The organism is Mycobacterium sp. FW102-FHT13B02 (assembly GCF_058790275.1).
Genome location: NZ_JBYTCM010000033.1, coordinates 19843 through 43245, shown reverse-complemented (window position 1 = coordinate 43245; position 23403 = coordinate 19843). Strand labels below are relative to the sequence as shown.

Genomic DNA, 23403 nt, shown 5'->3' with positions numbered 1-23403 from the left:
CATCGAACTTCCTTGGTGCACCCATATCTGCATTCTCCTGGTGAGATCACAGTCTCCACCAGCCCCAGGGTGGTTCAATCTCGTCGCTTCGCGCCATCGGCGCCATTGCAAGCATCGCGCCGGCCACCATGACGGCACATCCGAAAACGCCAGCTGGATAGCCATTTAACGATGCAATGCGTGACATCATGCCTCCATTGATGCGCTTCACCCTCTCGTCGGCAAAGCAAATGAGTTGTAGCGCAGACCAGTGCATCAGCGCGCGACCTCGCGGTCTCCACAATGGATGACCCGATCCCCGAGCATACTCGTTCAATAGTCGCGTCTCCGATGAAAACCTTTATCTTGCTGAACTTTTCGTAGGTCTTGACATCAATGTCGTGTTGGTTGATGCTTGCACGGATCAGGCGTTGCCACGAGAGGCCAACCAGCACAGTCCGCTGACTCTCATTCATATTGAAATATGTTGCACACCGCGCTATTTGACGTTTACGTATACGGCGCCGAGGTTACCTAGGCCGACGCCATAGATTGGACGGCAGATGACTGCTTACGATTTTTCGATCCTGCTGCTGCGGGTGGTGCTGGGCCTGACCATGGCCGCGCACGGGTACAACAAGTTCTTCGGCGGCGGCCGCATCCCGGGTACCGCCGGCTGGTTCGACAGCATCGGCATGAAGCCGGGCATGCTGCACGCCCGGCTGGCCGCGAGCACCGAACTCCTAGCCGGCCTGGGCCTGGCGGTCGGCCTGCTGACCCCGATCCCCGCCGCGGGCTTCGTGGCGCTGATGGTGGTGGCCGCCTGGACCGTGCACCGCGACAACGGCTTTTTCATCGTCAAGTCGGGCTGGGAGTACAACCTGATACTCGGCGTCGCGGCGGTGGCCATCGCGGGCACCGGCGCGGGCCGCTACAGCCTGGACTGCCTGCTGTTCGGCGGCAGCAGCTTCTACCACCTGCTGCACGGCTGGTGCGGGCTGACCATCGCCGTGGTGCTGGGCCTGGCCGGCAGTATCGGGCAACTGCTGATCTTCTTCCGCCCACCCGCCAAGACTTAACGGCAACCCGCCAGTGCGTCCGGAAGCAATCTGCCCGAAGCGAGGCAGGACGTCGTCGTCAGGCAGCCCCCCTAGGTTGCCGGGGGCCACATTAGGACGAACCGGACGATCAGTCGGTCGAACTGACGAGTCCCCCATGCTGAGTCCGCCTGGTTCTAGAGCTGGGGCTGTGTCGATGGTTGTGCTCGTGCTCGAAGTCGCCGATCACCACGCGGGCCTTCCTATCTGGCTGCTTCAGCACGTCGCCGGGAGCTTCGAGTAGCGCCTCAGGCTCGGCGACCTGAAACAGCAGCAGCTGAAATCCACAGAACTAAGCGACAATTCACTGATCGGCGGCCGCGTGTCGACATCAGTCCCTACAGCGTGACGTCCGCGATTGGACCGACGCGATGTCGATCAAGCTCCGCCTCCTGGGTGACGATTCAACAAGCTGCGAGTCCGCGGCGGCGTCAAGACCTGATGGCGCCGAGCAACATCGCGGGCATCGATCTTCTAATACTTCGGCATCGAAGCAGCTACTTTCCGAGGGCTGGAGCATCAGCGTTACGGCCGCCGGTGACAGGCGCCAGTGCCGGATGACGCTAGTGCCCGCAGTATCACGTTCGTCCAGTCGTCGGCGCCCGACGGTGGCCGTTCACAGCCGACACCCGAACACTGTGGCGTCGGGCCGAAGGACGCCAGCACAGCGTCTTCGCAGCAGTGCGTCACACGAAATCCATACGGGCACAATCCAAACGGGCACAACTAGTACCCTCCTTTGGCTCTGCGCTCCTATTGACCGCCCCCGAGCACCAGACTTATAAATCAGCAAGCCCGTCAGTTACGACCGGTGAAGCACTGCCGATGGCATCAGATATCCACCGAGGAGTTGAGGACCATTGCTGCAACGTCGCAGCACCAACGCCACACACATCGATTCGATATCAGCAAGGTTCAATTGGCCTCGGCCGCAGAGGTACCGAGCACGATATCTCAGCGGCTCCATCACTCCGCAGAGTCCTGCGCGCAGTGGTTCCGCGTAGGAGCGGTAGCGGTGGGACTGGGTGTCGCGATCTCTGCGGGCGCCGGGACCGCAGCAGCCGAAACGCCTGCAGGCGGATCCGAGTCACCGGGCGGTTCGGCGTCAGGAACCTCGACGCCGGGGACAGGGTCCCAAACTTCTAAGCGCACAAAGAATTCCACGGCAACCGCTCGGCAAGAGGCTGGCCACAACGCAGACACAAACGGCAATACTCCGTCAGAGCGGCCAGCATCTGTGGTGTCCGCCCATCAGAACACCGGAACCCGGGCAGAGACTGTCACCGGCACAACCGTCCGTCCTCCCTCACAATCGAAGCGGTCTACAGAGTCGACCACAAAGAAGAAGGACGCCGGGACCACCCCCGAACCACCGGGCTCGGCGGTCTCAGCGCAGCAGAACATCGCGTCCGGCGGCGGCATCAGCCACACAAACGCCGCAGCTGACAGCCACTCTCGCACGGCGGACGACGGACGCGTTCCCGCGGCACCCGTCGGACAGCTGCTCAGTCTGATGTCGGTGGCCGCGCGCGACAACGGCGATCGTGCGGCGAGCAACCGCGCGGCGGGTACCCCGACTGTCGCGCCGTCGCCGTTCGTGCCGATCAACTCGCTGTTCGCATTCGGCGGAAGATGCGGCCTGGTCTGTGACGGTGCCGCGGGAACACAGGAGAAGCCGAACGGCATCAGCGGCGGCTGGCTGATCGGCAACGGTGGCGCCGGTTGGTCGAGCACACAGCTCGGTCAGGTCGGAGGAAACGGCGGCAATGGCGGGCTGCTCTGGGGTAACGGCGGCGCCGGCGGCAATGGTGGCGGATCCGCCGCCGGCGGTAGCGGAGGCAGCGGCGGGCTGCTCTGGGGTAACGGCGGCACCGGCGGTGATGGCGGCACCGGCGCGAACGGCGGTGTGGGTGTGGCGGTCCTTGACGGAGGTCGTGGTAAAGCGGGCACCACCGGGGGTACCGGTGGTGCCGGCGGCAACGCCGCGCTGCTGTTCGGCCGTGCCGGCACCGGCGGGATGGGCGGCGCGGGCGGTGGCGGTGGCGCGGGCGTACACGGCGCCGACGCGATCACCGCGGGCACCGACGGTGCCCCGGGCGGAAGCGGTGGCGCCGGCGGCGACGGGGGTTCCGGCGGTGTCGGTGGCCGAGGGTCAATTCTCCTCGGGAAAGGCGGTGACGGCGGAGTCGGCGGCGATGCGGGCGACGGAGGCCAGGCCGGTTTCGGAGGTACCGGCGGAGCCACTGTCGTAACTATGCCTGACGGCACACTGACCAACAGCGTCGGACTCGGTGGTGCCGGAGGCATCGGCGGCCCGGCCGGGATGATAGGAATCGGCGGCGCCGGCGGCGCTGGAGGAGTTTTCGGACAGTCGGGCAGAGCTGGCGCCAACGGCGCCGCTGGCCAAGGCGGCGGCGGAGGCAGCCGGGGCGGTAGCGGAGGTCTGGACGGGCGGCTGCCTTATCTGGACGTTGAAAACGCCACCCCCGAGCAGAAGAATCTGGCTGCCCTGATCAAGCAGCTGGCGCTTCCCATCCAGACGGCAACCGGGATCCAGCTCGTCGACGCGGACGGCCGGCTCATCGGTCCGCTCAACGCATACCTGTACAACCCGGTGATCGGTAAGGCGCTGTTCAGCGTCGGCGGCACCTTCTCGTCGTCGACGCTGCCCGCGAGAGTCAAAGAGATCGTCATTCTCTCGGTGGGCGGACAATGGGGATCCGGGTACGAGGTGTGGTCGCACGGGTTGGTCGCACGACTTGCCGGCGTCCCAGAGACCGCAATCGCGGCACTGGGGAGCGGGCAAGCACCGGTGGACCTCACCGGCAACGAGCTGATCGCTGCCCGATTCGTCCAGGAATTGGTGTCTACGCACCGGGTCAGCGACGACGTCTTCCAGGCCGCCGTGGGCGCCTTCGGTACGACGGGTGTGGTCGATATGGTCAATCTGGCGTCGACGTACCTCGGTGCATCTGCGTTGCTGAATGCATTTAACGTGGGATCGCCCGTGCCGCAGGAACCCGGTGTACCACCGACTCCGGTGCCGACGCCCCCCGCCCCGCCGGATGGCCCGAACGGCCTGGGCGGCCGGCTGCCCTTGCTCGATCTGAGCACCGCCAGCCCGGCTCAGGCGGCCCTGGAGGCCTACATAAAGGAACGCGCCCTCCCCATCCAGGAGCGCACGGGCATTCAGCTCGTCTCGCCCGACGGTCACCTGATCGGCCCATTGAACGCCTACCTGTATAACCCGGTGATCGGCAAGGCGCTCTTCGATGTCGGAGAAACGTTCGCATCATCGTCACTCGCTCCGACTGTCAAGGAGGTCGCGATCCTTGCGGTGGGCGGAAAGTGGAACTCTGAGTACGAGGTCTGGTCGCACGAGAAGGTGGCCCGTCTCGTCGGCGTACCTGAAGAGGCCATCTCAGCGTTGGCGAGTGGGCGAGCCCCGGTGGGGTTGACCGGGGACGAGCTGGTGGCCGCACGCTTCGTTCAGGAACTTGTCACGACCTACCGTGTGAACAACGAGCTCTACCACGAGGCCGAGGCCGCGTTCGGGCAGCAGGGCTTGATCGACCTGGTGAACCTGGCAGGGACCTATCTGGGGGCATCCGCGTTGCTCAACGCCTTCTCGGTTCCCATTCCGCCTGACGCTCTCGTCGCGATCTAGCCGAATAGTCCACTGCCCCGCACTCTTTAGGGACTGCGGGGCAGTGTCGCGCCTTGGGCCGGGCTTGGTCAGCGGTTGCACCACAACGGACTTCGCTTCCGCAGGGAAAGCGACAGCCCGCGTGTTCGTCCTATTGATGACCTGACGGCGCTCGTCGTGTCTCAGCGCCGCCCAGGCACGCGGAACCCCTCGCACGGTGTTTGGTGGCGTAGGCACGCAACCAGGCCGGCATTTTCGGCGTCTGGATCGTCAGCGGTTTGAGGCAAGGACAGGCGGCGGCGGAGGCGCGGGCCAGCCCAACGGTCTTGCACGCCAACGGTTCCACATACCAAGCGCTCCTTTGAGCATTTCCACGGCGCGACCGTCGGCAGCTGGGCTCAGAAATTTCGCTTCGAGACCTCCTGCAAAGCGCCGGTTTCCAACTCTGCCCCGGCCGGCAGCCACTTGAGGCAGGCGCTCTGCTCGCGCAGCTCCTTGAGCTCCTTCGCGCACACCAGTCGTCGGAGTGACCGTCGTCGTCACTCGCTGTCGATGCCGCGAGCAAGTGTCCATGAAGTCCTCCATCGTCGGCGACGAACGGCGTGCCCGTTGCTTGCACCACCACTTGTCAGGAGCATTTTCCACGCTTGGCAGTCAGCACCACCACTGTTGAAGGTGGCCAAGAGCTCGCCTGCAATCGTGGCCGCCTTTGCGCCAATTATCCCTAGCCATAACGACTTCCGATCTGGTCGGGAGAAGACCGACGTTGCGTACGTTCGGACCATGAATCAGATTTCCGATTGGCGAACCCATGATCGGTTGTATCAGCGCCGATTACCCGCGGCACCAGCGTCTTTCGACACCGAGCCTGCACACAGCCATTGCGGCATCCTCCAGACGCGGCTCAGCATCGGGAAAGAAGGGTACTACCTCCACCACCATTGGTTCTTGCCCTGCGAGGCCGCAGTGATGACCCTGGACTCTACATCGCGCTGCGGCCAATTCCCGAAAGGCTCGATCCCGGCTAGCTCGCCACGACGGCGGGACAGTTCGCCTCAGCCCGCAGGGAGTTGGCGCTGAAGCGGTTCGATGCGTCCGGCAGATGACCGCTCGGCACCAGCCGCGTTGCAAAGCAATCGATCTCGTGAGGTGGTAACGGATGACAACAGGTCGGCCCAAGCGCGGCGATCGTCAGCGGGAAGCGATTTACGTGGGGGGTCAATGGGTGGCGTCGACCGGACCGCAGCGTGACATCGTGTCGCCCGCCACGCTCCAGGTGGTCGGCTGCGCGCCCGACGGCACGGCTGAAGACATGGACCGCGCGGTGGCAGCGGCCCGACGCACATTCGACGACGGCTCATGGTCCGGCCTGCCTATAGCGGAGCGCACCCGCTATCTGGAGCGTGCCGGAGAACTCTTCGCCGAACGTTCTGGTGAACTCGCCGACCTCATCACTGCGGAGATGGGCAGCCCGATCACGTTCTCGCGCAACGGGCAGAGCCCCATCGCCCAACACATCCTCGGTTACTTCACCACGCTGGGAAAGCAATTCGAGGTCGAGCAGAAGCGCACCGGGCTGAGCCTGCCCGCGCTGGTCGTCCATGACCCGTCCGGCGTAGTCGCCGCCATCGCCCCGTGGAACTATCCCCAGGCGCTCCTGCTCATGAAAATCGCACCCGCGCTGGTAGCGGGCTGCACCGTGGTGGCCAAGCCTTCCCCGGAGACCGCCATCGATGGACTGGTGCTGGCGGAGATCTTTGATGAGGCTGGGCTCCCACCCGGCGTGCTCAACGTGGTACCCGGTGATCGCGATGCCGGTGAGCACCTGATCAGCCACCGCGACGTCGACCGAGTGGCGTTCACCGGTTCCACCGAGGCGGGACGGCGAGTAGCGGAGATCTGCGGGCGCGACCTGCGTCGCTGCACCCTCGAGCTCGGCGGCAAGTCGGCTGCGCTGGTGCTCGACGATGCGGACATCAAGACAACCATGGACGGTCTACGCGACGCGGCTTTCCGCAATAGCGGGCAGACCTGCACCAATCAGACGCGCATTCTGGTACCCCGCTCCCGGCTCGAGGAGATCACCGCTGCCTTGTGCGACATGGTGTCGTCTTTGGTCGTCGGGGACCCGACCGACCCTCGTACTGAGATTGGTCCGCTGGTGTCGGAACGTCAGCGCGACCGTGTCGAGGGGTACATCGCCCTCGGCCAGGACGAGGGCGCGAAGCTGGCTCTGGGCGGCGGCCGCCCGAGCGGTCTCGATATCGGTTGGTACTTGGAGCCTGCGGTCTTCACGGGCGTCGACAACGCGATGCGCATTGCCCGTGAAGAGATCTTCGGGCCCGTCGTGACCGTCATTCCGTACGACGGTGACGACCAGGGCGTGGCCATCGCCAATGACTCCGAATACGGCTTGGCGGCCAGTGTCTGGAGCGCCGACCCGGATCGCGCTGTGAGCGTCGCCAAACGTCTGCGAGCCGGACTGTTGCTCGTCAACGGTCAAGGTGGCAGCTTCGACGCACCGTTCGGAGGGTTTGGGCAAAGCGGTATCGGCCGCGAGTGTGGCGTCGAGGGACTGCTGGCGTTCACCGAGCCCAAACAAGTGCCGTTGTTCGAATCAAATTGAAGTTCCACCAAGTCGCCGCCGAGTGCGGTGCAGAGCGAAGGGGTACTCATGCCTAGCGAACTCGAAGACTCATTGTCGGATTCGAGCATCTTCACCGTCGGCCCGGACCACGAACTGTCCTTCCTTCCGGAACCCGAACCGAGATCGGTTTGGTGCCCAGTCATCTCGGTGGACGACCACGCCTTCGAGCCGGCGACGCTGTTTGACACTCTGCCACAGAAGTTCCGTGACGCCGCACCAAAACTCATTGAGGTCGATGGCCGGCCCGCCTGGCAAATCGGCGACAAGCGGCATTTCTTCAGCGGGATGGATGGCGCTGCCAACCGACCGATCAGCGAATGGCGGTCGATCAAGATGCAGCTCAAGGATTATCGGGCGTCGGTGTACGACACCGACGCCCGGGTCAAGGACATGGATCTTGCGGGTATCTGGGCATCCTTGTGTTTTCCCTCGATTACGTGGGGCTTCGCCGGAACGTCCTTTGCTCGTATGCCCGATAAAGATGCAGGGTTCGCGTGCGTGCAGGCCTACAACGACTGGGCAGTCGAACAATGGGCGGGATCGCATCCGGATCGATTCATCCCTTGCCAGTTGACCTACCTGGCCGACGCCGAGCTGGCCGCCAAGGAGATCTACCGAAACGCCGAACGCGGCGTTCACGCTGTCAGTTTCACCGAGAACCCCGCACAACTCGGATTACCGAGCGTCCACTCCGCGCACTGGGAACCGTTCTGGCGGGCCTGCGCGGACACAGATACGGCGATCAACCTGCACATCGGCTCCTCGGGTCGGATTAGCTGCCCATCCCCCGACACCCCGGTACCGGCCCAGGTCGCATTGTTCCCGCTCAATGGAATAGAGACGGTGGTCGACTGGATCTTCTCCGGAGTTGCCCAGCGCTACCCCAATATTCACATCGTGCTGTCCGAAGCCGGCATCTCGTGGGTTCCGATGGTCGTCGAGCGTCTCCACCGAGCCTATCGCCAGAGAGACGCCGAACCCGAAGTCTGGGCGGGGACCGCTGTGCACCCCGTCGACATTCTGCACCGCAACTTCTGGTTCACCTCGATCGAGGACCCCTCGGCGTTCCGCCGCCTCGATGTCATCAGTGAAGACCGAATGATGCTCGAGGTCGACTTCCCTCATACCGACAGCTCCTGGCCCGACAGCCAGGCATTGTTCCGGTCCGAGCTCGAAACGTTGCCCATCGACACCATCAAGAAGATCTGCTGGGGTAATGCGGCAGCGCTCTACCACCACCCAGAGCCGCCTCAGTCCATGCAGGCCGAATCGGAGTTGCTTGCTACCGCCTGATCGCGCACGATAGAAGCCGCGGCCATAAGCGTCTTACGACGCGGCCGCGGCTTCGTCGTCCTGCCGAAGCGGGTGGAACATCTGCGGTCTGCGGTGTCTTGTTCGTGGTCAGAACTGTTTGACTGTCAGAGTCTGCTGGCTACGCGATCCTGAGGACCCAACAACCCGCCTTGCCGTATCAGGCGGCGCGACCAATGCCATTGACGAGTTGAGTGGCCAGCAGGTCGAGCTGCGCGCTGACACTGTGGTCCGTAATAGTTCCGTCGTCATTCCACACGGCGCCAGATGAATTGATGGCCACTCCGAGCGGAGTAGGCCACGCACGCAACGCGTGCCCGATAGTGCGCAATTGCCCGAGCGTGCCGACGGCAGCCTGCCACCCGTACGCGCAACTGATGCAGCCCCACGGCGTACCGTCCAGATACACCCGCGAGTCTGCGCGAAGGTCCTCGACATAGTCGAGTGCATTCTTCACCAAACCAGAGACGGCCCCGTGATATCCGGGTGAAGCGACCACCACCGCATCGGCTGCCCGCAAGGCCTCCACCAGAGCTATCGCCTGCTCGGCACGAAACTCGACGTGCGGATCGTACATCGGTAAATCGAGCTGCTTTCCGCTGAACAGCGCGGTGTCAGCTCCGCGCCGCTGAGCAGCCAGAAGACATTGCCGCAGAGCACGTTCCGACGATGAGTCAGCCCGCATCGTCCCGCCGATTCCCACGACGAGAGGTCGCCGAAGACTCATGCGCTGGGCGACGCGGTCTCGCCCCGCAGCCGTGCCGTGGCCTCCTGAACGCGATCGCTGACCGCCGCGGCACCAGCGTCCTCGGTGTCGCCGATGGGTGGCATACCCTGTGCAGCCGAGAAGATCTCGACGGACAGGCATCCCTCACTGCCGGCGACATGCGGACCGTAGAAAACCCGCGGCTGCGACACCATGATGTCACCGGAACTCAGCACGGTACCGTCCGGAAGCGAAATCGATCCCTGAATGATCACTTCTACTCGGAAGCAATCGTGGGCGTGCCGCGGCAGTGTGTCACCAGGGGCTATCTTCAGCATCGACACCACCGGCGCGGCTGGGTCGGAAACGTCCTCCGACATCACGATGGCGCCCAGGTCCCAGCCAGGCATCACTTCACGGGTGGCCTGCCCCGCCCACCGCAGTTCTGGCGGCGTGATCGCCTCGAAGTAGTCGGGATCGTCGCTCTTGTAGTACGTCGGCACCGAAAGACCTCCTAGATTTGGTGATATGCAGCGTTCGGGTGGCTGGAACGCCGTGCAACGATGCCCAGGGCTGTCCAGACGCCTCGTATGTCGACGCTACGACTCGACCGCACCCGGGCCAAGTGGCTGCTGGTGCTATTGCTCGGGCTAACACCCTCTCAACGCTCGCACTCCGGTCGCCTTCGGGGCGACACATCAGCCACCCCAACGCCCGCCCGATGGCTGCCGCCGGGATTGCGACGTGCCGCTCGGTAGCAGCCCTTAGGTATTGCGCCACAACGGTTTACGCTTTTCAGCGAAGGCGAGAGCGCCTTCTCTCGCGTCGTCCGAGCAGGCGACGGCGTCAGCGAGCTCACCCTGCCGCCGCCAGAACTCCGTGATGCCGGACTGAGGTAGCTCCCTCAGCAGCTCTTTGGCGGCGAGGACACCGAGCGGGGCGCAGTTGGTCACGCGTGCCGCAAGCGACACCGCCTCGGGCAAGGCCTCCCCCGGAGCTGTCAGCCGAGATACCAGACCGACTTGGTAGGCCCGCTCAGCGTTCATCCGGTCGCCGGTGAACGCCATCTCGGAGATGATGGAGCGCGGAACCATGCCCTGCAGGCGCTGCAGCGCACCACCACTCGGGAACAGGCCGACGCGGGCCTCGGGCAGGCCCAGCTGAGTGCCACTGGCCGCCACGATCAGGTCCGCCATCAAGGCGAGTTCGAGCCCACCACCAAGAGCGACCCCCTCGATCGCGGCCAACAGTGGCTTCTTAGTGCCCGTCCGCAGCAGCTCCCGAACGCCCCTGGGCTTGCCGACGCGGGCGAAAGCCTTCAAATCCATTCCGGCGCAGAAGGTACCACCCGCACCGTTCAGTATCCCCACGCGTAGATCGTTGCGGTCATCCAGGGTTCGCAGTGCCTGGTATAGCCCCATCGACATTGCCGAATCGATCGCGTTTTTGACCCGCGGCCGGTTGAGGGTGATAACCATGATCTGGTCGTTGACGACCTCGATGAGCACCGCTTCATCGATCGCAGCCGGGTCTGCGCCGGGCATTTCGGAATAACGAGGGATCGACTCCGTCATCGCCGTCCGAACGTGGTGATGACACTGCGGACGACGTCGCCCGACAGCATCGCTTTCATCGCGACATTGATGTCATCGAGGCTGACCTCCTGCGAAACGAGGTCGGCGGTCCGCAGTCGGCCGTGTTCGATGAGGTCGATGAAGATCTGGAAATCGCGCCGGATCTGCGCCGAGCCAGCGACACAGCCTTTCACCGTCTTCTCGTGAGATTGCAGGTCGAATGCCGGCAGTCGCAGTTCACTGTCCATCGGCCCATAACCCACGAGCACCAGCATTCCGCCTTTGTCGAGCATCCCGTACGTCGAGGCGAACGTCTCAGCGCCGCCGACGACGTCGAAGGCATAGTCCACGCCGCGTCCACGCAGCAACTCACGTACTTGGCCGGTCGCCGGTCCGCCTGCAGGATCCACCACATCGGTGGCGCCGACGCGTAACGCGATCTCACGCTTGGAAGCGACCGGGTCGACGGCGATGATGCGAGCTGCACCGGCAACCACGGCGCCCTGAATGACCGACTGCCCCACTCCTCCGCACCCGAGTACGGCGACCGTGGCTCCGGCGTGTACCTGCGCGGTGAATAGCGCGGCCCCCACCCCCGTGGTCATTCCACAGCCAAGCAACGCCAGATGTGCATCGGGCAGGTCGGATTCGACGCGCACGACCGACGCCTCGTCGCACGTCAGGAATTCGCTGAACGTGCCGATACCACTCATGGCGACCGCGTGAGAACCGTCCGACCGCGATGCCCGGGGGCGCTGCAGGAACGAGCCAAGAGAATCACAGAGGTGGGTGCGCCCGCCGGCGCAGTACACGCAGGCACCGCACGCCGGCCGGAACGAGGTGACAACACGGTCTCCGATAGACAGCCGCGAGACCTGCGCGCCGACATCCACCACGACACCGGCACCCTCATGGCCGCCAATCATCGGACCGGAGAACATCATAGGGAACAGACCATTGCGCATGGACAAGTCGGTGTGGCAGATCCCGCTGGCGCGAACCTCCACCACCACGTCCCGCGGCCCCGGCGGCAGCGGCTCGACCGATTCCACGGACAGATCCGAACCGAGAGTGTGCAACACCGCCGAACGCATCGTCATCACGCCCCCTGGAAACGCAGCGGCAGGTAGTCCACTCCCATCATCTGCCCCATCATCAGATGAGGGTTGTGACGTGGCGTGCCAGCCAATTCCAGCGCCGGACGCTCCATGAGCGCTTCGAGGAGGACATGAATCTCCGCGCGTGCCAGCGTCGCTCCGGCGCAATAGTGCGGACCAATTCCGAACGCCACGTGTTGGCGCGGATTGGTTCGGTTAGGACAGAACGTTTCCGGGTCCTCGAACTGGTCGGGATCACGATTGGCGGCGCCGTAGAGCAGTACTACTCGCTCGCCTTCGGCTAGGTCGCAGCCGTCCAGCGTCGTTGCGATGGTTGTCGTCCTGAACATCGTGTGCACCGGTGGAAGCAGGCGCAGGCCTTCCTCGACGATGCCTTCCAGTTGCAGATCGCCCGAACGCATTTCGGCCTGAAGTTCGGGATGGGTCACCAGATGGTGCACCAGGTTGCCGATCGCGCGAGCCGTGGTCTCGAATCCGGCGAAGACGAACGTGCGGATGATGTTGTTGAGCTCGTCATCGGTCAACGGCCGCCCACCGAAATCCAGCTGCACCAATGCACTCAGGTAGTCAGCGCGGGGTTGTTCACGACGTTCCTGACACGCAGCGATCGCCAGAGCGTCCAGATCGGCCAGCCCCTCGACCATCGCCGGCGTGCCGGCGTTCTCGAGAACCTTGGTGGCGAAGGCTTGCAGCTCCTCATTGGCATCCTCGCCAAAGCCGAGAAGGTTGCCGACAGCGCGAACCGGTATCTGCACCGCGACGTTCTGCACGAAGTCGGTGTCGCCGCCCGCGGCGAACTCATCGAGCACACGATTCGTGAGATCCTCCAGGTAGGGCAGCAGCTTTCGCACCCGCGGCGCACTGAGCACCTCCATGAAGATCTTCCGGTAGGCGATGTGCTCGGCGCCGTCGAACTCGATCGGAATACTCAGTGGCCGCCCCTCGTGGCGGGGATGCAGGACGCCGTTGCGGCCCGATGAATACGTCTTGGTGTCCTTCTCCACCTCGATCACGTCGTCATAGCGCGTGACAAGCGCAAACCCGTCATGCGCAGACGTCTTGGGGACCGGACACCCCGTCTGCAGTCGGCTGTACACCTGCTGCAACACCTCGTGGTTGAGTGCCTCATCAAGATGGTCGAACGTTGTGGTGAGTCGTTCGACATCGGCACTGGCCGGTACGTCGCTATACCGCATCTGGGTCATATCAACCTTTGAATTCTGTTGTTGTGTAGGGGATTTCCCGATTGCGCATCCTGATCTCAGTCGTGTCGTCGGGTCTGCGGGATGTCACGATCCCGGTGTCCGGGCCGTTCGCCGTCAGTCCGGCAACAGCAGCTGCCCGTTGGTGTTGAAGAACTGCTCACTGACGATCGCCGGCTCAGACGCCAGCGCCTGCTCCAGTACTGCCCGTGAGTCCTTCCCACCTTCCACGTGCGGGAAATCTGTTGCATAGCAATACATCGACCACACATTGGCGTGCTGTTGGTAGTACCGCGCCAACGGTTCGAAATAGAACGGGGTGACACGCACATTTCGGGCCAGGTATTCCGAGGGCGCCATGCTCAGCGTGTCCTTCAACCGGGACCGGAACATCGTCGACGCCCAGTTATCGAGCCGATCGGCGAGCGGACCTGCCCATCCGGCCGCGAGTTCGATTGCGCCGAAACGCAACGTGGGATGGCGCTCAAAGACACCGCCGAGCACCATCGTGGACACCATATTCTCGGCGCAGTAGTGAATGTTGGTGGCGCGATATGGTTCGATCGGCAGCTCGATGCTGGACTTGTCCGAGGGGTGGAAGACCTCTACGCCCTTCGACCAATTCGAGGTGGAGACGAAGCCGTTGTCGGTGCCCAGGTGAATTGTTACCGGGATGTTGGCCTCGGCGGCGAGCCGCCAGAACGGATCGAGCTGAGGGTGTGCCGGCGAGGCGCCCGCCGGCGGCACGTTGGCGGGAATCATAAGAGCCCGGATGCCGCGCTCGATCGCGCTGCGCGCTTGCTCGAGGATCGATTCCACCGACGTATCTGTCATGATGATGCCCACTGGCCGCACGCGATCAGACGTCGAGCGCGTGATGTCGGCAGCCCAACTGTTGTGTGCGGCGACGGCGAGTTCACCAATTTCCCGCGCATTGAAGCGCTCGGAATCGAATCCGAACCACGTGTCGACATTCGGGTCGTTCATCAAGATCATGGCGAACAGTCCGAAAGTGGGAAAAACCAACTGCCGCGAGATGCCCATTTCGTCGAGCACCGCCGGTCGCCGCCGCAGATCGATTGCGGAGGGGGCGCTCGCGCCCTTCAGTTGCCAGACCGTTTCATGGTTGATCGGTGTGGTGTCGCCCGTGAGGTCTGGAACCGAGAGCGAGTTCGACCGCGTCCGGGTGAGGATGTCGAATCCGACTTCGTTGATCCGGCGGGCAACTTCGTGTCCGAATACTTCGCCCCATAGCTCCAGCGGAGCCATCTCATGGCTGTCGACGTCGAGAACCGTTGACACGTCTTCCTCCTCATGGAACCGAACTACCGTGAAGGCGATGTTTCGCGGGTTGGCGCGGGCGCACAAGTCGCTGCTGGTGCTGGTATCAGCTCAACCCCCGTAACGGGCTAATCGATGCCGACCGGGGGCCCGAAATGGGACTCCGCATGGTTTCATGACGACGATGTCGAAAGAAGTTTCCGGCCATGCGGCCATCGCCCAAGCGTTCGTCGACCACGGTGTGACAACAGTCTTTGGGGTGCTCGGAGAAGGCAACATTCACGTACTGGCAGAGCTCGGCGAGGTGCACGGAGTGCGCTATGTCAAGGCCGCGCGAGAAGACGGCGCGGTGTTGATGGCGGGCGGCTATGCGGCAGTGACCGGCGATGTCGGGTTCGCCGCGATCACGCACGGTCCCGGCTTGACGAATACCACTACGGCACTGACTCATTTAGCCCGCGCACACGTGCCGGTAGTCGTGTTCGCCGGCGACACCGATGCGTCACTACCCCACGGACGTCAGCACATCGACCAGTCCGCGGTGATCATTCCGACGGGAGCCGGTGTCCAAGAGCTGACTTCCACGCGAGCGATCGCCGATGACGTGAGCCGTGCCGTAGGACGCGCGCGCGCTGAGCGACGGCCGATCGTGCTCAATGCGCCCGTCAACCTACAGGGCCAGACCACTACGTATATGACCTCACGCGTCAATGTCCCTGCGCCCCAAGCGATCGCTCCCGACCTCGATGCACTCGACCAAGCGGCCGGCGCTATCGCCGCGGCGCGCCGGCCGGTGATCGTCGCCGGGCGAGGTGCCGTGTTGGCCAATGCCAGGAAGTCGATCCTGTCGATTGCTGAGCAGATCGGTGCACCGGTAGCCACCACACTGCGGGCGAAGGACTTCTTTCGGGGCGAGCCGTTCGATCTCGGCATCTGCGGCACGCTGTCACACAGTGCCGGGCTCGAGACCATCATGGCCGCCGACTGTCTGATCGCGTTCGGCGCCAGCCTCAATCCGGACACCAGTGCCCATGGGTCACTGCTGGAGGGCAAGCACGTGGTGCAGATCGACCTCGAGCCGTCGCATCTGGGCCGCTACGCCAACGTGTCGGTCGCGGTGCACTCAGACGCTGAGCGCGCCGCCGCAACTCTCACCGAATGGCTGGCGGAGGTCGAGCTGCCTCGCCGCGGCACCCTGCGCACCGAAGAGTTGCGAAAACGATTGGCGGCGTTCGACCCGCGCGACGAATATCAGCCCCATCATACGAATCTCGTAGATGGCCGAGAACTGACGTTGCTGCTCGATGAAGCATTTCCGTCCGAGCGGACGTACGTTTCCGACTCCGGCCTGTTCATGCTTCCGGGATACGCGTGGCTGCACGTCACCGAACCCACGGCGTTCATCGAAACCGTCGACTTCGGGTCGATCGGCCTCGGATTAGCCACTGCGATCGGAGCCTCGTTCGGGCGTCCCGACCGTCCTACCCTTCTGACCACTGGCGACGGCGGATTCACCATGGGACTGCAGGAGCTGATCACGGCAGCTCGATATGGATTGGACCTGGTCGTGGTGGTCTTCAACGACGGTGCCTACGGTGCGGAGATAGCCATCACCGACCGGATCGGCAAAGGACGCGATCTTGCCCTACTCGGCGACGTGAACTTCGCGGCAATCGCCGAGGGAATGGGGGTGGCCAACCTGAGAGTCGAAGGTCCCCAAGGGTTTAACGCTATCCGCGATGCAATCTCGCAACGTAGTGGACCGCTGCTCATCGATGTTCGAACGGACTCCTCCACACCCGCCGCGCATTGAAACGCCCCGATCCCGCAGCGCGGAGACCGGGGCGAAACGCTTTCAGCTACAGCCAGATCAAGGCTGCGATGGCTGACGGTAGAGAGTGACCACGGCTGCTCCTCCGAGGCCGACATTGTGCTGCAAGGCAGCCCTCGCGCCGTCGACCTGCCGCAAGTCGGCGGTACCGCGCAACTGCCAGGTCAGCTCGGCGCACTGCGCCAATCCTGTTGCCCCCAAGGGATGCCCCTTGGAGATCAACCCGCCCGACGGATTGACCACCCACGGTCCGCCGTAGTCGACGGCACCGTCTTCAATGAGTTCACCCGCACCACCAGGGCCGCACAGACCGAGCGCCTCGTAGGTGATGAGTTCATTGGTAGCAAAACAATCATGCAATTCGATGACCTGGACGTCATCGGGCCCGAGCCCGGACTGTTCGTATGCGGCGCGCGCCGCCCGTGCGGACATCTGTGATCCAACAAGATCGGCGTCACCACCGGCGAACGATGATTCATCGTCGGTGGTGAGCGCCTGGCCGGCGATCTCGATCGCTTGGGCGCGCAGCCCGTGCCTAGCGACGAAATCCTCATTGGCCACGACGGCCGCGGCACCACCGTCCGAGGTAGGGCAGCACTGGAGCTTGGTCAGTGGGTCGAAAACGGTCGGTGCCGCGAGGATCTCCTCAACCGAATACTGCTCGCGGAACTGAGAATACGGGTTGTTCACCGAGTGCCGATGATTCTTCTCGGCGATCTTGGCGATGGTCTCCCTCGTGACGGCGTGCTTCTCCATGTATTCGCGGCCGGCATTGCCGAAAATCTGTGCGGCCGGCGGCGCCTGCGTGTAGCCGCGTCGCTGTGTCATCATCTCGATCTGGCGACCGGTCGGGGCCACGCGGTCATCCCAATGCTCCCGCAGGCTGCCGCGCTGCATCTTCTCGAAGCCGAGCGCCAGCGCACACTCGGCGAGGCCGGCCCGGATGAACTGATTCGCAAGGTAAAGCGCGGTCGAACCGGTTGCGCAATTGTTGTTGACGTTGACGATCGGAACACCGGTCAACCCCACGTCATAGAGCGCGCGTTGGCCCGATGTCGAGTCTCCGTAGCAATAACCGACGAAGGCGTGGTCGACCTGCGCATACGGGATCGCCGCATCGTCGAGTGCGGCCCGCGCCGCTGCGCTGCCGAAGTCGGGGTAGTCCCAATCAGCCCGACGGCCGGGCTTCTCGAATGCGGTCATGCCCACGCCGATTACATATGTTTTCTGCATCGTGATTCTCCTGACTGAGCGACTGATGACGATTCGGCCCGGCGCACTAACGCCTGTCCCAGGTCACGCCAGCCGTTTCCCGATCCCAGGTCGTCGGTGTGCAGCCTTGGTCGCGCAGCAGGTACTTGTGTACTCGGCCAACGGCGCTGACCGGCAAGACGTCCCGGAATTCGATGTAGCGCGGGAGGGCGAAGTAGGGCATCCGGTCTTTGAGCCACTCGAATAGCTCGGCCTCCACGAGCTGTCCGCCTTCTTTGAGCACCGCGGTGACCTTGAGGTCATCCTCGGTCACTTCGGACTTCACCGCATGCACCGCAACCTCGGCGACGGCGTCGTGAGCGAGGATGACTTGCTCCACTTCCTGGCTCGAAATGTTCTCGCCCCGACGCCGGAGATAGTCCTTCTTCCGGTCGGCGAAGTAGAAGAAGCCTTCTTCGTCGAAGCGGCCGAGATCGCCGGTGTGGAACCACAGGTTGGCTGTCACGGCGGCATAAGCCTCGGGTCGACGCCAGTATCCGTCGAACATCACGCCGCGCCGCCGGGGCCGACACACGATCTCCCCGACCGCGCCAACGGGCACTTCCCGGTCCGCGTCGTCGAAGATGCGGACGTCGAAGCTGCTGGCGTTGACTTGTCCCGAGCTTCCGGGCGGCGCAGATCTCCCGGCGGGCAGCGTGGTGAGCGGGAAACACTCGGTGAGCCCGTAGGCGTTGCCGCCGACCAGGCTCACCCCGAACCTCGAACGCCAGATTTCCTGGAGCTCTGCCGGGAACGGTGCCCCGTGCACCACCCGGATCTGCCCACGGCAGGCCGCCATCTCCGGTGTATCGTCCATCCGGGCGATCAGCGAAACCATCGACCCGAGCAGATTCACCACCGTGGCGCCCGTGCGTTTCATCTCGGGCCAGAAGCCCGACACCGAGAACCGCGCCGCAATCGACGCCGAACTGCTCAGCATCATCGTCCCGAGAATCGTTCCGCTGACCAGATTGAAGTGGTAAATCGGTAGCGGGCTCCAGTTCAGCTCGCCCTCGGTGCGCCCGCACTGCTCGATGAATCCGCGTGCCGAGCTGAACACATACCCATTGGAGATCACGCAGCCCTTCGAGGGGCCCGTCGTTCCGCCCGTATAGATGATCAGCGCGGTGTCGTGGGTGGCCCGTTCGACGTGCACGGTTTCATCGGGTTCGAGCAGGTAATCTGCCAGTGGTTCTACTGATACGGTCCCGAGTTGGCTGGCCGTATCGAGGCCGCGCACCAGGATACGTTCCAACATAGGCAGATTCGGTAGTTCCACGCGGATCCGATCGAGGAAGTCTGCCTCACACACAACGACGCGTGCACCCGAATCCGAGACAATGTGAGCGAGGAAACTGCCCTTGAGTGCGGTGTTGACCGGCACCCAAATGCCGCCGAGCAGGTTGGCTGCAAACCACAGTGCCGCCGCGTCGACATTGTTGTCGAGCATCGTCACGACCGTCTCATCGGGCAGCAGCCCGGTCTTGGCCAGTCCGGCCGCATATCCGGACGCTCGATCCCAGACTTCGCGGTAGGAGTACGCATCCCCGCCGAAGTCGAGGAATGCACGCTCGCCGAGTTCGTCGGCGCGTTGCCGCAACAATTCGACAACGCTCTGGTCCTCGTCGGGGGTATACCAGACGTCAGCCATTGTTTCCTGGGTCCTCACTTCTCGGGTGTCGCGCCGACCAGACGGGGGCCCGGCGCTCGGCGTATGCAGCGAACCCTTCCCGCGCCTCTTCGGTATTGATCGACGCCGCCACCAGCTGTTCGTCCACGATCGAGATGTGTTCGTGGGCAGCCCTTTTCCACGTCGAGCGGGCGGCCGGAGCGGCCTCCAGCAGGTCCCCGGCTGTGCGCATAGCCGCCTCGTGCAAGTCGTCGTGCGGCACCACCCGCGCGATCAGCCCCATCGTCAGGGCTTCCTCGGCGGAGAATCTCCGTGAGGTCAACGCAAGCTCCTTGGCCCTGGCGAGCCCGATCAGCGAGGGCAATAGCGTTGAGCTCCACGGCGCCGCGACACCGAGCCGCAACTCGGGCAGGCGAAACCGCGCCTGGTCGCTGGCTACGGCGACGTCGGCCAGCGCCGCAAACCACACTCCGCTGGCCTGACAATGCCCGTTGATCGCGGCAACGATCGGGATCCCGGTGTTGTGCATCCGCGTGAACGGCAGATCGTCTTCCCCGAGCGCGGTCTCTTCGTGGGCGTGCGAGGCGGGGTCGCCACCGACGATGAAGACGTCCTCGATGCCGGTGACGACGAGCGCATCGAGAGCGGGGTCCTCCTCGACCGCACGAATGACCCGGCCGAGGCCGGCATACATGGCATCGGACAAGGCGTTTCGCTGTGACGGATTGTCGACTGTGCACCACGCCACGCGGTTGCGGCGCTCGAGCCGTAGATGTGGTGTCCCCAGGTCCATCACACGCCCAGCATTCGCCGGCCGATGATGTCCTTCATGATCTCGTTGGTGCCGCCGTAGATCGACATCACCCTGCCGTCCCGCCACGCACGCCCGACGGCGCACTCCTCCATGTACCCATAGCCGCCATGCAACTGAACACAGGTCTGCAGCACCCGGTTGTTCAACTCCGCACACCACCATTTCGCCTGCGCCGCTTCCTCGCTGGTCAGCTCGCCGTCGAAGTGAGCCGCGAGTTGCGCATCGACAAACGTCTGCGCGATATCGAGTTCGGTACGCATTGTCGCGAGCTGGAACCGCGAGTTCTGAAACGATCCGATGGGCTGGCCGAATGCGTGACGCTCCTTGCAGTAGGTAAGCGTGTCGTCGAAAGCGGCGCGCGCGTGCGCCAATGCCATGACCGCGATAGACAACCGCTCCTGCGGCAGCATCGCCATCAGTTGCAGGAAGGCTCCGCCTTCCTCACCGAGTAGGTGATCAGCAGGCACGGTGACGTTGTCGAAGAACAACTCGGCGGTGTCGGCAGCGTGCTGGCCGAGCTTGTCGAGGTTGCGTCCCTTCGTGAATCCTGGCCGGTCCGATTCGACGACGATCAAGCTCAGACTGCGGCGTGCGGCAGGGTCAGATCCGGAACGACACACGACAATGACGATGTCGCTGTTGATTCCGTTGGAGATGAACACCTTGCTGCCGTTGATCACGTAATGGTCGCCGTCGCGTTTGGCCGATGTCGAAATGGCGGCCAAGTCCGAGCCGGTGTCGGGTTCGGTCATGGCTATGGCGCCGACGAGCTCACCCGAAGCGAGTCCGGGCAACCAGCGCATCTGCTGTTCGGGCGTGCCGTAATGCAAGAAATAGGGGATCACCACGTCGGCGTGATTCTGGATGCCAAGACCTGCGCTCATGATGCGGGCCCGGCACACCTCCTCGAGGAATATCGCGTTGAAGCGAAAGTCCGGGGTACCGCCTCCGCCAAACTGTTCGGGTACCGCGACCCCAAGGATGCCGGCATCGCCCGCCTTGCGGAAGACGCTCTTGTCCATCAGTCCGCTACGTTCCCATTGGTCGAAGTCTTTGGTCAGCTCACGGTCCACGAATGCGCGGACCGAGTCCCGGAAGGACTCGTGGTCTTCGCCGTAAATTGTTCTCTTCACTGTCAATTCGCTCCTACGCGCTAGAAATCATGTCAACCATGTTGGGTAACGCCTCGGCGATAGCGGCAACCGGCAAGTCGCGGATGGACTCCCGCCGCTCCCCGATCTGCCAGGGCGCAAGCATGAACGAGTCGACGCCGGCCTGGCGCAGCGCCGCTATCCGGGCCGGGGTCACAGTGCCACGCAGGCCCGTACGGATCGCGAATGGGCGCTCATCAGTGCCTGCCTCCGACCGCGCTTCGCCGAGCCGCAACACCACGCCTGCGACCTCCTCGACCGAGAGGTTGGCGCCCACCCAACCGTCTGCCAGCAATGCGCAGCGACGGAGCGCGCCCTTTGATGAACCGCCGATGTACAGCGGAATCCGCTGCGGTGGCGTCGGATTGACGGCAACAGCGGGAAACGAGAAATGCTTGCCGCGATGCTCGACCGGTTGCCCCGTCCACAAGCGGTCCAGCAGAGGAAGCATCTCGTCGAGCACCGCACCTCGGACCGCGAATCCGTCATTGCCCAGAGCTTCGAATTCCTCACGCAGCCAACCCACACCGACCCCGAGGTCGAATCTTCCCCCTGACATCGTCGCCACTGTGGCAACCTCTTTGGCCAGCATCACGGGATGGCGCAGGGGCGCGATCAAGACTGCGGTCATGAGGCGCACCGCAGATGTCGATGCCGCCAAGCTGGCTATGGCGACCAAAGGATCAGGCAGGAGAGTTTCGGTCGGCAGCACGGCCGGCTTCGCGCCGCCGTAAGGATACGGCGACGCGAAGTCGGCTGGAACACAGGGATGTTCGGACAGAGCCAGACCGGTGACACCCGCCTTCTCTGCCGCCTGGGCGAGCTCGCGCAAACCCTCGGCCGGCAGAAAGGGCAACGATAGCCAGACGTCCATGCCCCCTGCGCGAACCGCCGTCATTGCCGCGTGATGGGTGGCTCGGGCAGCTCGAAGTTGAAAACCCGGGCAGCGTTGGTCTGCATGACCTTGCGCTTGACCTCGTCGGACAACCCGGCGAGCTCCTTGTGCGCCACCTCGATGCAGTTTGGCCACGTGGAATCGGTGTGCGGGTAGTCGGTCTCGATCATCACGTTGTCGACACCGATCTTCTCGATCGATGCGACTCCGAACGGGTCCTCGATGAAGCAGCCAAAGATGTGCTTACGGAACAACTCTGAGGGCATGGTAGACAGATCGAGCCCACCGATGTTGCTCTCGTCACCGCCCCAACCTTTGAGGTAATCGTCGGCGCTGAACCCGTCCTTGGCTGCCCAGCCACGCTGGACTTCCACCACATGGTCGCAGCGCTCGATGACGTAGGGAATCCAGCCGATGCCGCCCTCGGAAAGGCATAGTTTCAGGTTCTCGTATTTCGGCAACCACGGGCTGAACAACCAGTCGATACAGGCCGCCGCGGTACTGGCTACCGGGGAGAGAGCAATGACGCCCAGCATCGGCATGTCGGGCGACGTCGCGGGCAGCTGCGAGGACGAGCCAAGATGCATGCACATCGGCATCCCGGTGTCGTTGGCGGCGGCGATCACCGGTTCCCAATATCGGCTGCGATCGTGAATGGAGGGCAACCCGAGCTGATAGGTGTTCTCGCTGAAAGCAATCGCCTTGGCGCCCCTCGCGGCCGTGCGTTCGATCTCCTGGGCTGCCAGGGCCGGATCCCAGAGCGGCAGGATCACCATCGGGATCAGCCGGCCTGGCGCAGCCCCACACCACTCCTCGATCATCCAATCGTTGTAGGCCTGCACACACAACAGCCCGAGATCGCGGTCCTCGGCCTCGGCGAACTCCTGTCCGCAGAAGCGCGGAAACGACGGAAACGACAGCGAGGCAAGTACACCCGCGCGGTTCATGTCCTCGATGCGTGCGTTGGGTTCGTAGCATCCGGGTCGCATGTCGTCGTAGGTGACAGGCATCGGACTGAAGTCCTCACGCTTCTTGCCCGCGGCAGCCGACAGCCCGGTCGTGGGCTTGCGCTTGCCTTCGAACACCCACGCTTCACCGGCCGCGTCGCGCACGATGTGTGGTCCGGCCTCTTTGAACTTCGCTGGAAGTCGGTCCTGCCAGACGTGCGGCGGCTCGATGACATGGTCGTCGACGGAGACCAGCCAGTTCAGTGAAGTGTCCATGATTGTCCCTTCGTGATCATCAGCCGTGACTTCGTTGCGTTCGCCGT

Annotated in this window: 17 protein-coding genes; 5 read left to right on the top strand and 12 right to left on the bottom strand. The window is 63.7% G+C overall.

The genetic code is table 11. The features are described from left to right. Positions 1-542: 542 nt before the first annotated feature. The 4 genes from AC3WTE_RS30820 (at position 543) to AC3WTE_RS30805 (ending at position 8662) form a co-directional block, all read left to right on the top strand. Complete coding sequence (locus AC3WTE_RS30820; RefSeq protein WP_492443283.1) at positions 543-1058, top strand: DoxX family protein; 516 nt, start codon at positions 543-545, stop codon at positions 1056-1058. Between the two features lie 1258 nt (positions 1059-2316). Then, positions 2317-4743, top strand: coding sequence for a carboxymuconolactone decarboxylase family protein (locus AC3WTE_RS30815; protein WP_492443281.1), 2427 nt, complete (start codon positions 2317-2319; stop codon positions 4741-4743). A gap of 1138 nt (positions 4744-5881) precedes the next feature. Then, positions 5882-7348, top strand: coding sequence for an aldehyde dehydrogenase (locus AC3WTE_RS30810; RefSeq protein ID WP_492443279.1), 1467 nt, complete (start codon positions 5882-5884; stop codon positions 7346-7348). A 48-nt stretch (positions 7349-7396) separates the two neighbouring features. Continuing rightward, positions 7397-8662, top strand: coding sequence for an amidohydrolase family protein (locus AC3WTE_RS30805; protein WP_492443278.1), 1266 nt, complete (start codon positions 7397-7399; stop codon positions 8660-8662). A 178-nt stretch (positions 8663-8840) separates the two neighbouring features. Here the strand turns inward: AC3WTE_RS30805 and AC3WTE_RS30800 are convergent, their stop codons facing one another. The 6 genes from AC3WTE_RS30800 to AC3WTE_RS30775 form a co-directional block, all read right to left on the bottom strand. Continuing rightward, positions 8841-9407, bottom strand: a complete 567-nt coding sequence (locus tag AC3WTE_RS30800; RefSeq protein ID WP_492443277.1) for an NADPH-dependent FMN reductase — start codon at positions 9405-9407, stop codon at positions 8841-8843. Further along, complete coding sequence (locus tag AC3WTE_RS30795) at positions 9404-9889, bottom strand: cupin domain-containing protein (RefSeq protein ID WP_492443275.1); 486 nt, start codon at positions 9887-9889, stop codon at positions 9404-9406. Before AC3WTE_RS30795 ends, AC3WTE_RS30800 begins: the two co-directional genes overlap by 4 nt. A gap of 261 nt (positions 9890-10150) precedes the next feature. Next, positions 10151-10930: an enoyl-CoA hydratase-related protein gene (locus AC3WTE_RS30790; protein ID WP_492443273.1), complete on the bottom strand. Its 780-nt coding sequence runs from the start codon at positions 10928-10930 to the stop codon at positions 10151-10153. A gap of 26 nt (positions 10931-10956) precedes the next feature. Beyond that, positions 10957-12060, bottom strand: a complete 1104-nt coding sequence (locus AC3WTE_RS30785; RefSeq protein ID WP_492443271.1) for a zinc-binding dehydrogenase — start codon at positions 12058-12060, stop codon at positions 10957-10959. Further along, positions 12060-13283 carry a cytochrome P450 gene (locus AC3WTE_RS30780; protein ID WP_492443269.1) on the bottom strand — a complete coding sequence of 408 codons (1224 nt, stop codon included), beginning with the start codon at positions 13281-13283 and terminating at the stop codon, positions 12060-12062. The genes AC3WTE_RS30785 and AC3WTE_RS30780 overlap by 1 nt, the downstream gene beginning before the upstream one ends. Positions 13284-13397: 114 nt before the next feature. Next, positions 13398-14582: an amidohydrolase family protein gene (locus tag AC3WTE_RS30775; RefSeq protein WP_492443267.1), complete on the bottom strand. Its 1185-nt coding sequence runs from the start codon at positions 14580-14582 to the stop codon at positions 13398-13400. A 163-nt stretch (positions 14583-14745) separates the two neighbouring features. On the opposite strand from AC3WTE_RS30775, the gene AC3WTE_RS30770 reads away from it, so the two are divergent. Beyond that, positions 14746-16374 carry a thiamine pyrophosphate-binding protein gene (locus AC3WTE_RS30770; RefSeq protein ID WP_492443265.1) on the top strand — a complete coding sequence of 543 codons (1629 nt, stop codon included), beginning with the start codon at positions 14746-14748 and terminating at the stop codon, positions 16372-16374. 57 nt (positions 16375-16431) lie between these two features. Here AC3WTE_RS30770 and AC3WTE_RS30765 read toward each other — a convergent pair whose 3' ends face one another. The 6 genes from AC3WTE_RS30765 to AC3WTE_RS30740 are packed head-to-tail and all read right to left on the bottom strand — an operon-like array spanning position 16432 to position 23356. After that, complete coding sequence (locus AC3WTE_RS30765; RefSeq protein WP_492443263.1) at positions 16432-17625, bottom strand: lipid-transfer protein; 1194 nt, start codon at positions 17623-17625, stop codon at positions 16432-16434. A 46-nt stretch (positions 17626-17671) separates the two neighbouring features. Continuing rightward, positions 17672-19294 carry an AMP-binding protein gene (locus tag AC3WTE_RS30760; RefSeq protein ID WP_492443261.1) on the bottom strand — a complete coding sequence of 541 codons (1623 nt, stop codon included), beginning with the start codon at positions 19292-19294 and terminating at the stop codon, positions 17672-17674. Continuing rightward, a complete protein-coding gene (locus AC3WTE_RS30755; protein ID WP_492443288.1) occupies positions 19287-20066 on the bottom strand; it encodes an enoyl-CoA hydratase/isomerase family protein in 780 nt (259 codons plus the stop codon). Before AC3WTE_RS30755 ends, AC3WTE_RS30760 begins: the two co-directional genes overlap by 8 nt. After that, positions 20066-21220, bottom strand: coding sequence for an acyl-CoA dehydrogenase family protein (locus AC3WTE_RS30750; RefSeq protein ID WP_492443259.1), 1155 nt, complete (start codon positions 21218-21220; stop codon positions 20066-20068). The genes AC3WTE_RS30755 and AC3WTE_RS30750 overlap by 1 nt, the downstream gene beginning before the upstream one ends. A 13-nt stretch (positions 21221-21233) precedes the next feature. Next, the gene (locus AC3WTE_RS30745) at positions 21234-22136 is read right to left on the bottom strand and encodes a TIGR03619 family F420-dependent LLM class oxidoreductase (RefSeq protein WP_492443257.1); all 903 of its coding nucleotides are present in this window, start codon (positions 22134-22136) and stop codon (positions 21234-21236) included. Further along, positions 22133-23356, bottom strand: a complete 1224-nt coding sequence (locus AC3WTE_RS30740) for an amidohydrolase family protein (RefSeq protein WP_492443256.1) — start codon at positions 23354-23356, stop codon at positions 22133-22135. Before AC3WTE_RS30740 ends, AC3WTE_RS30745 begins: the two co-directional genes overlap by 4 nt. Positions 23357-23403 lie beyond the last annotated feature (47 nt).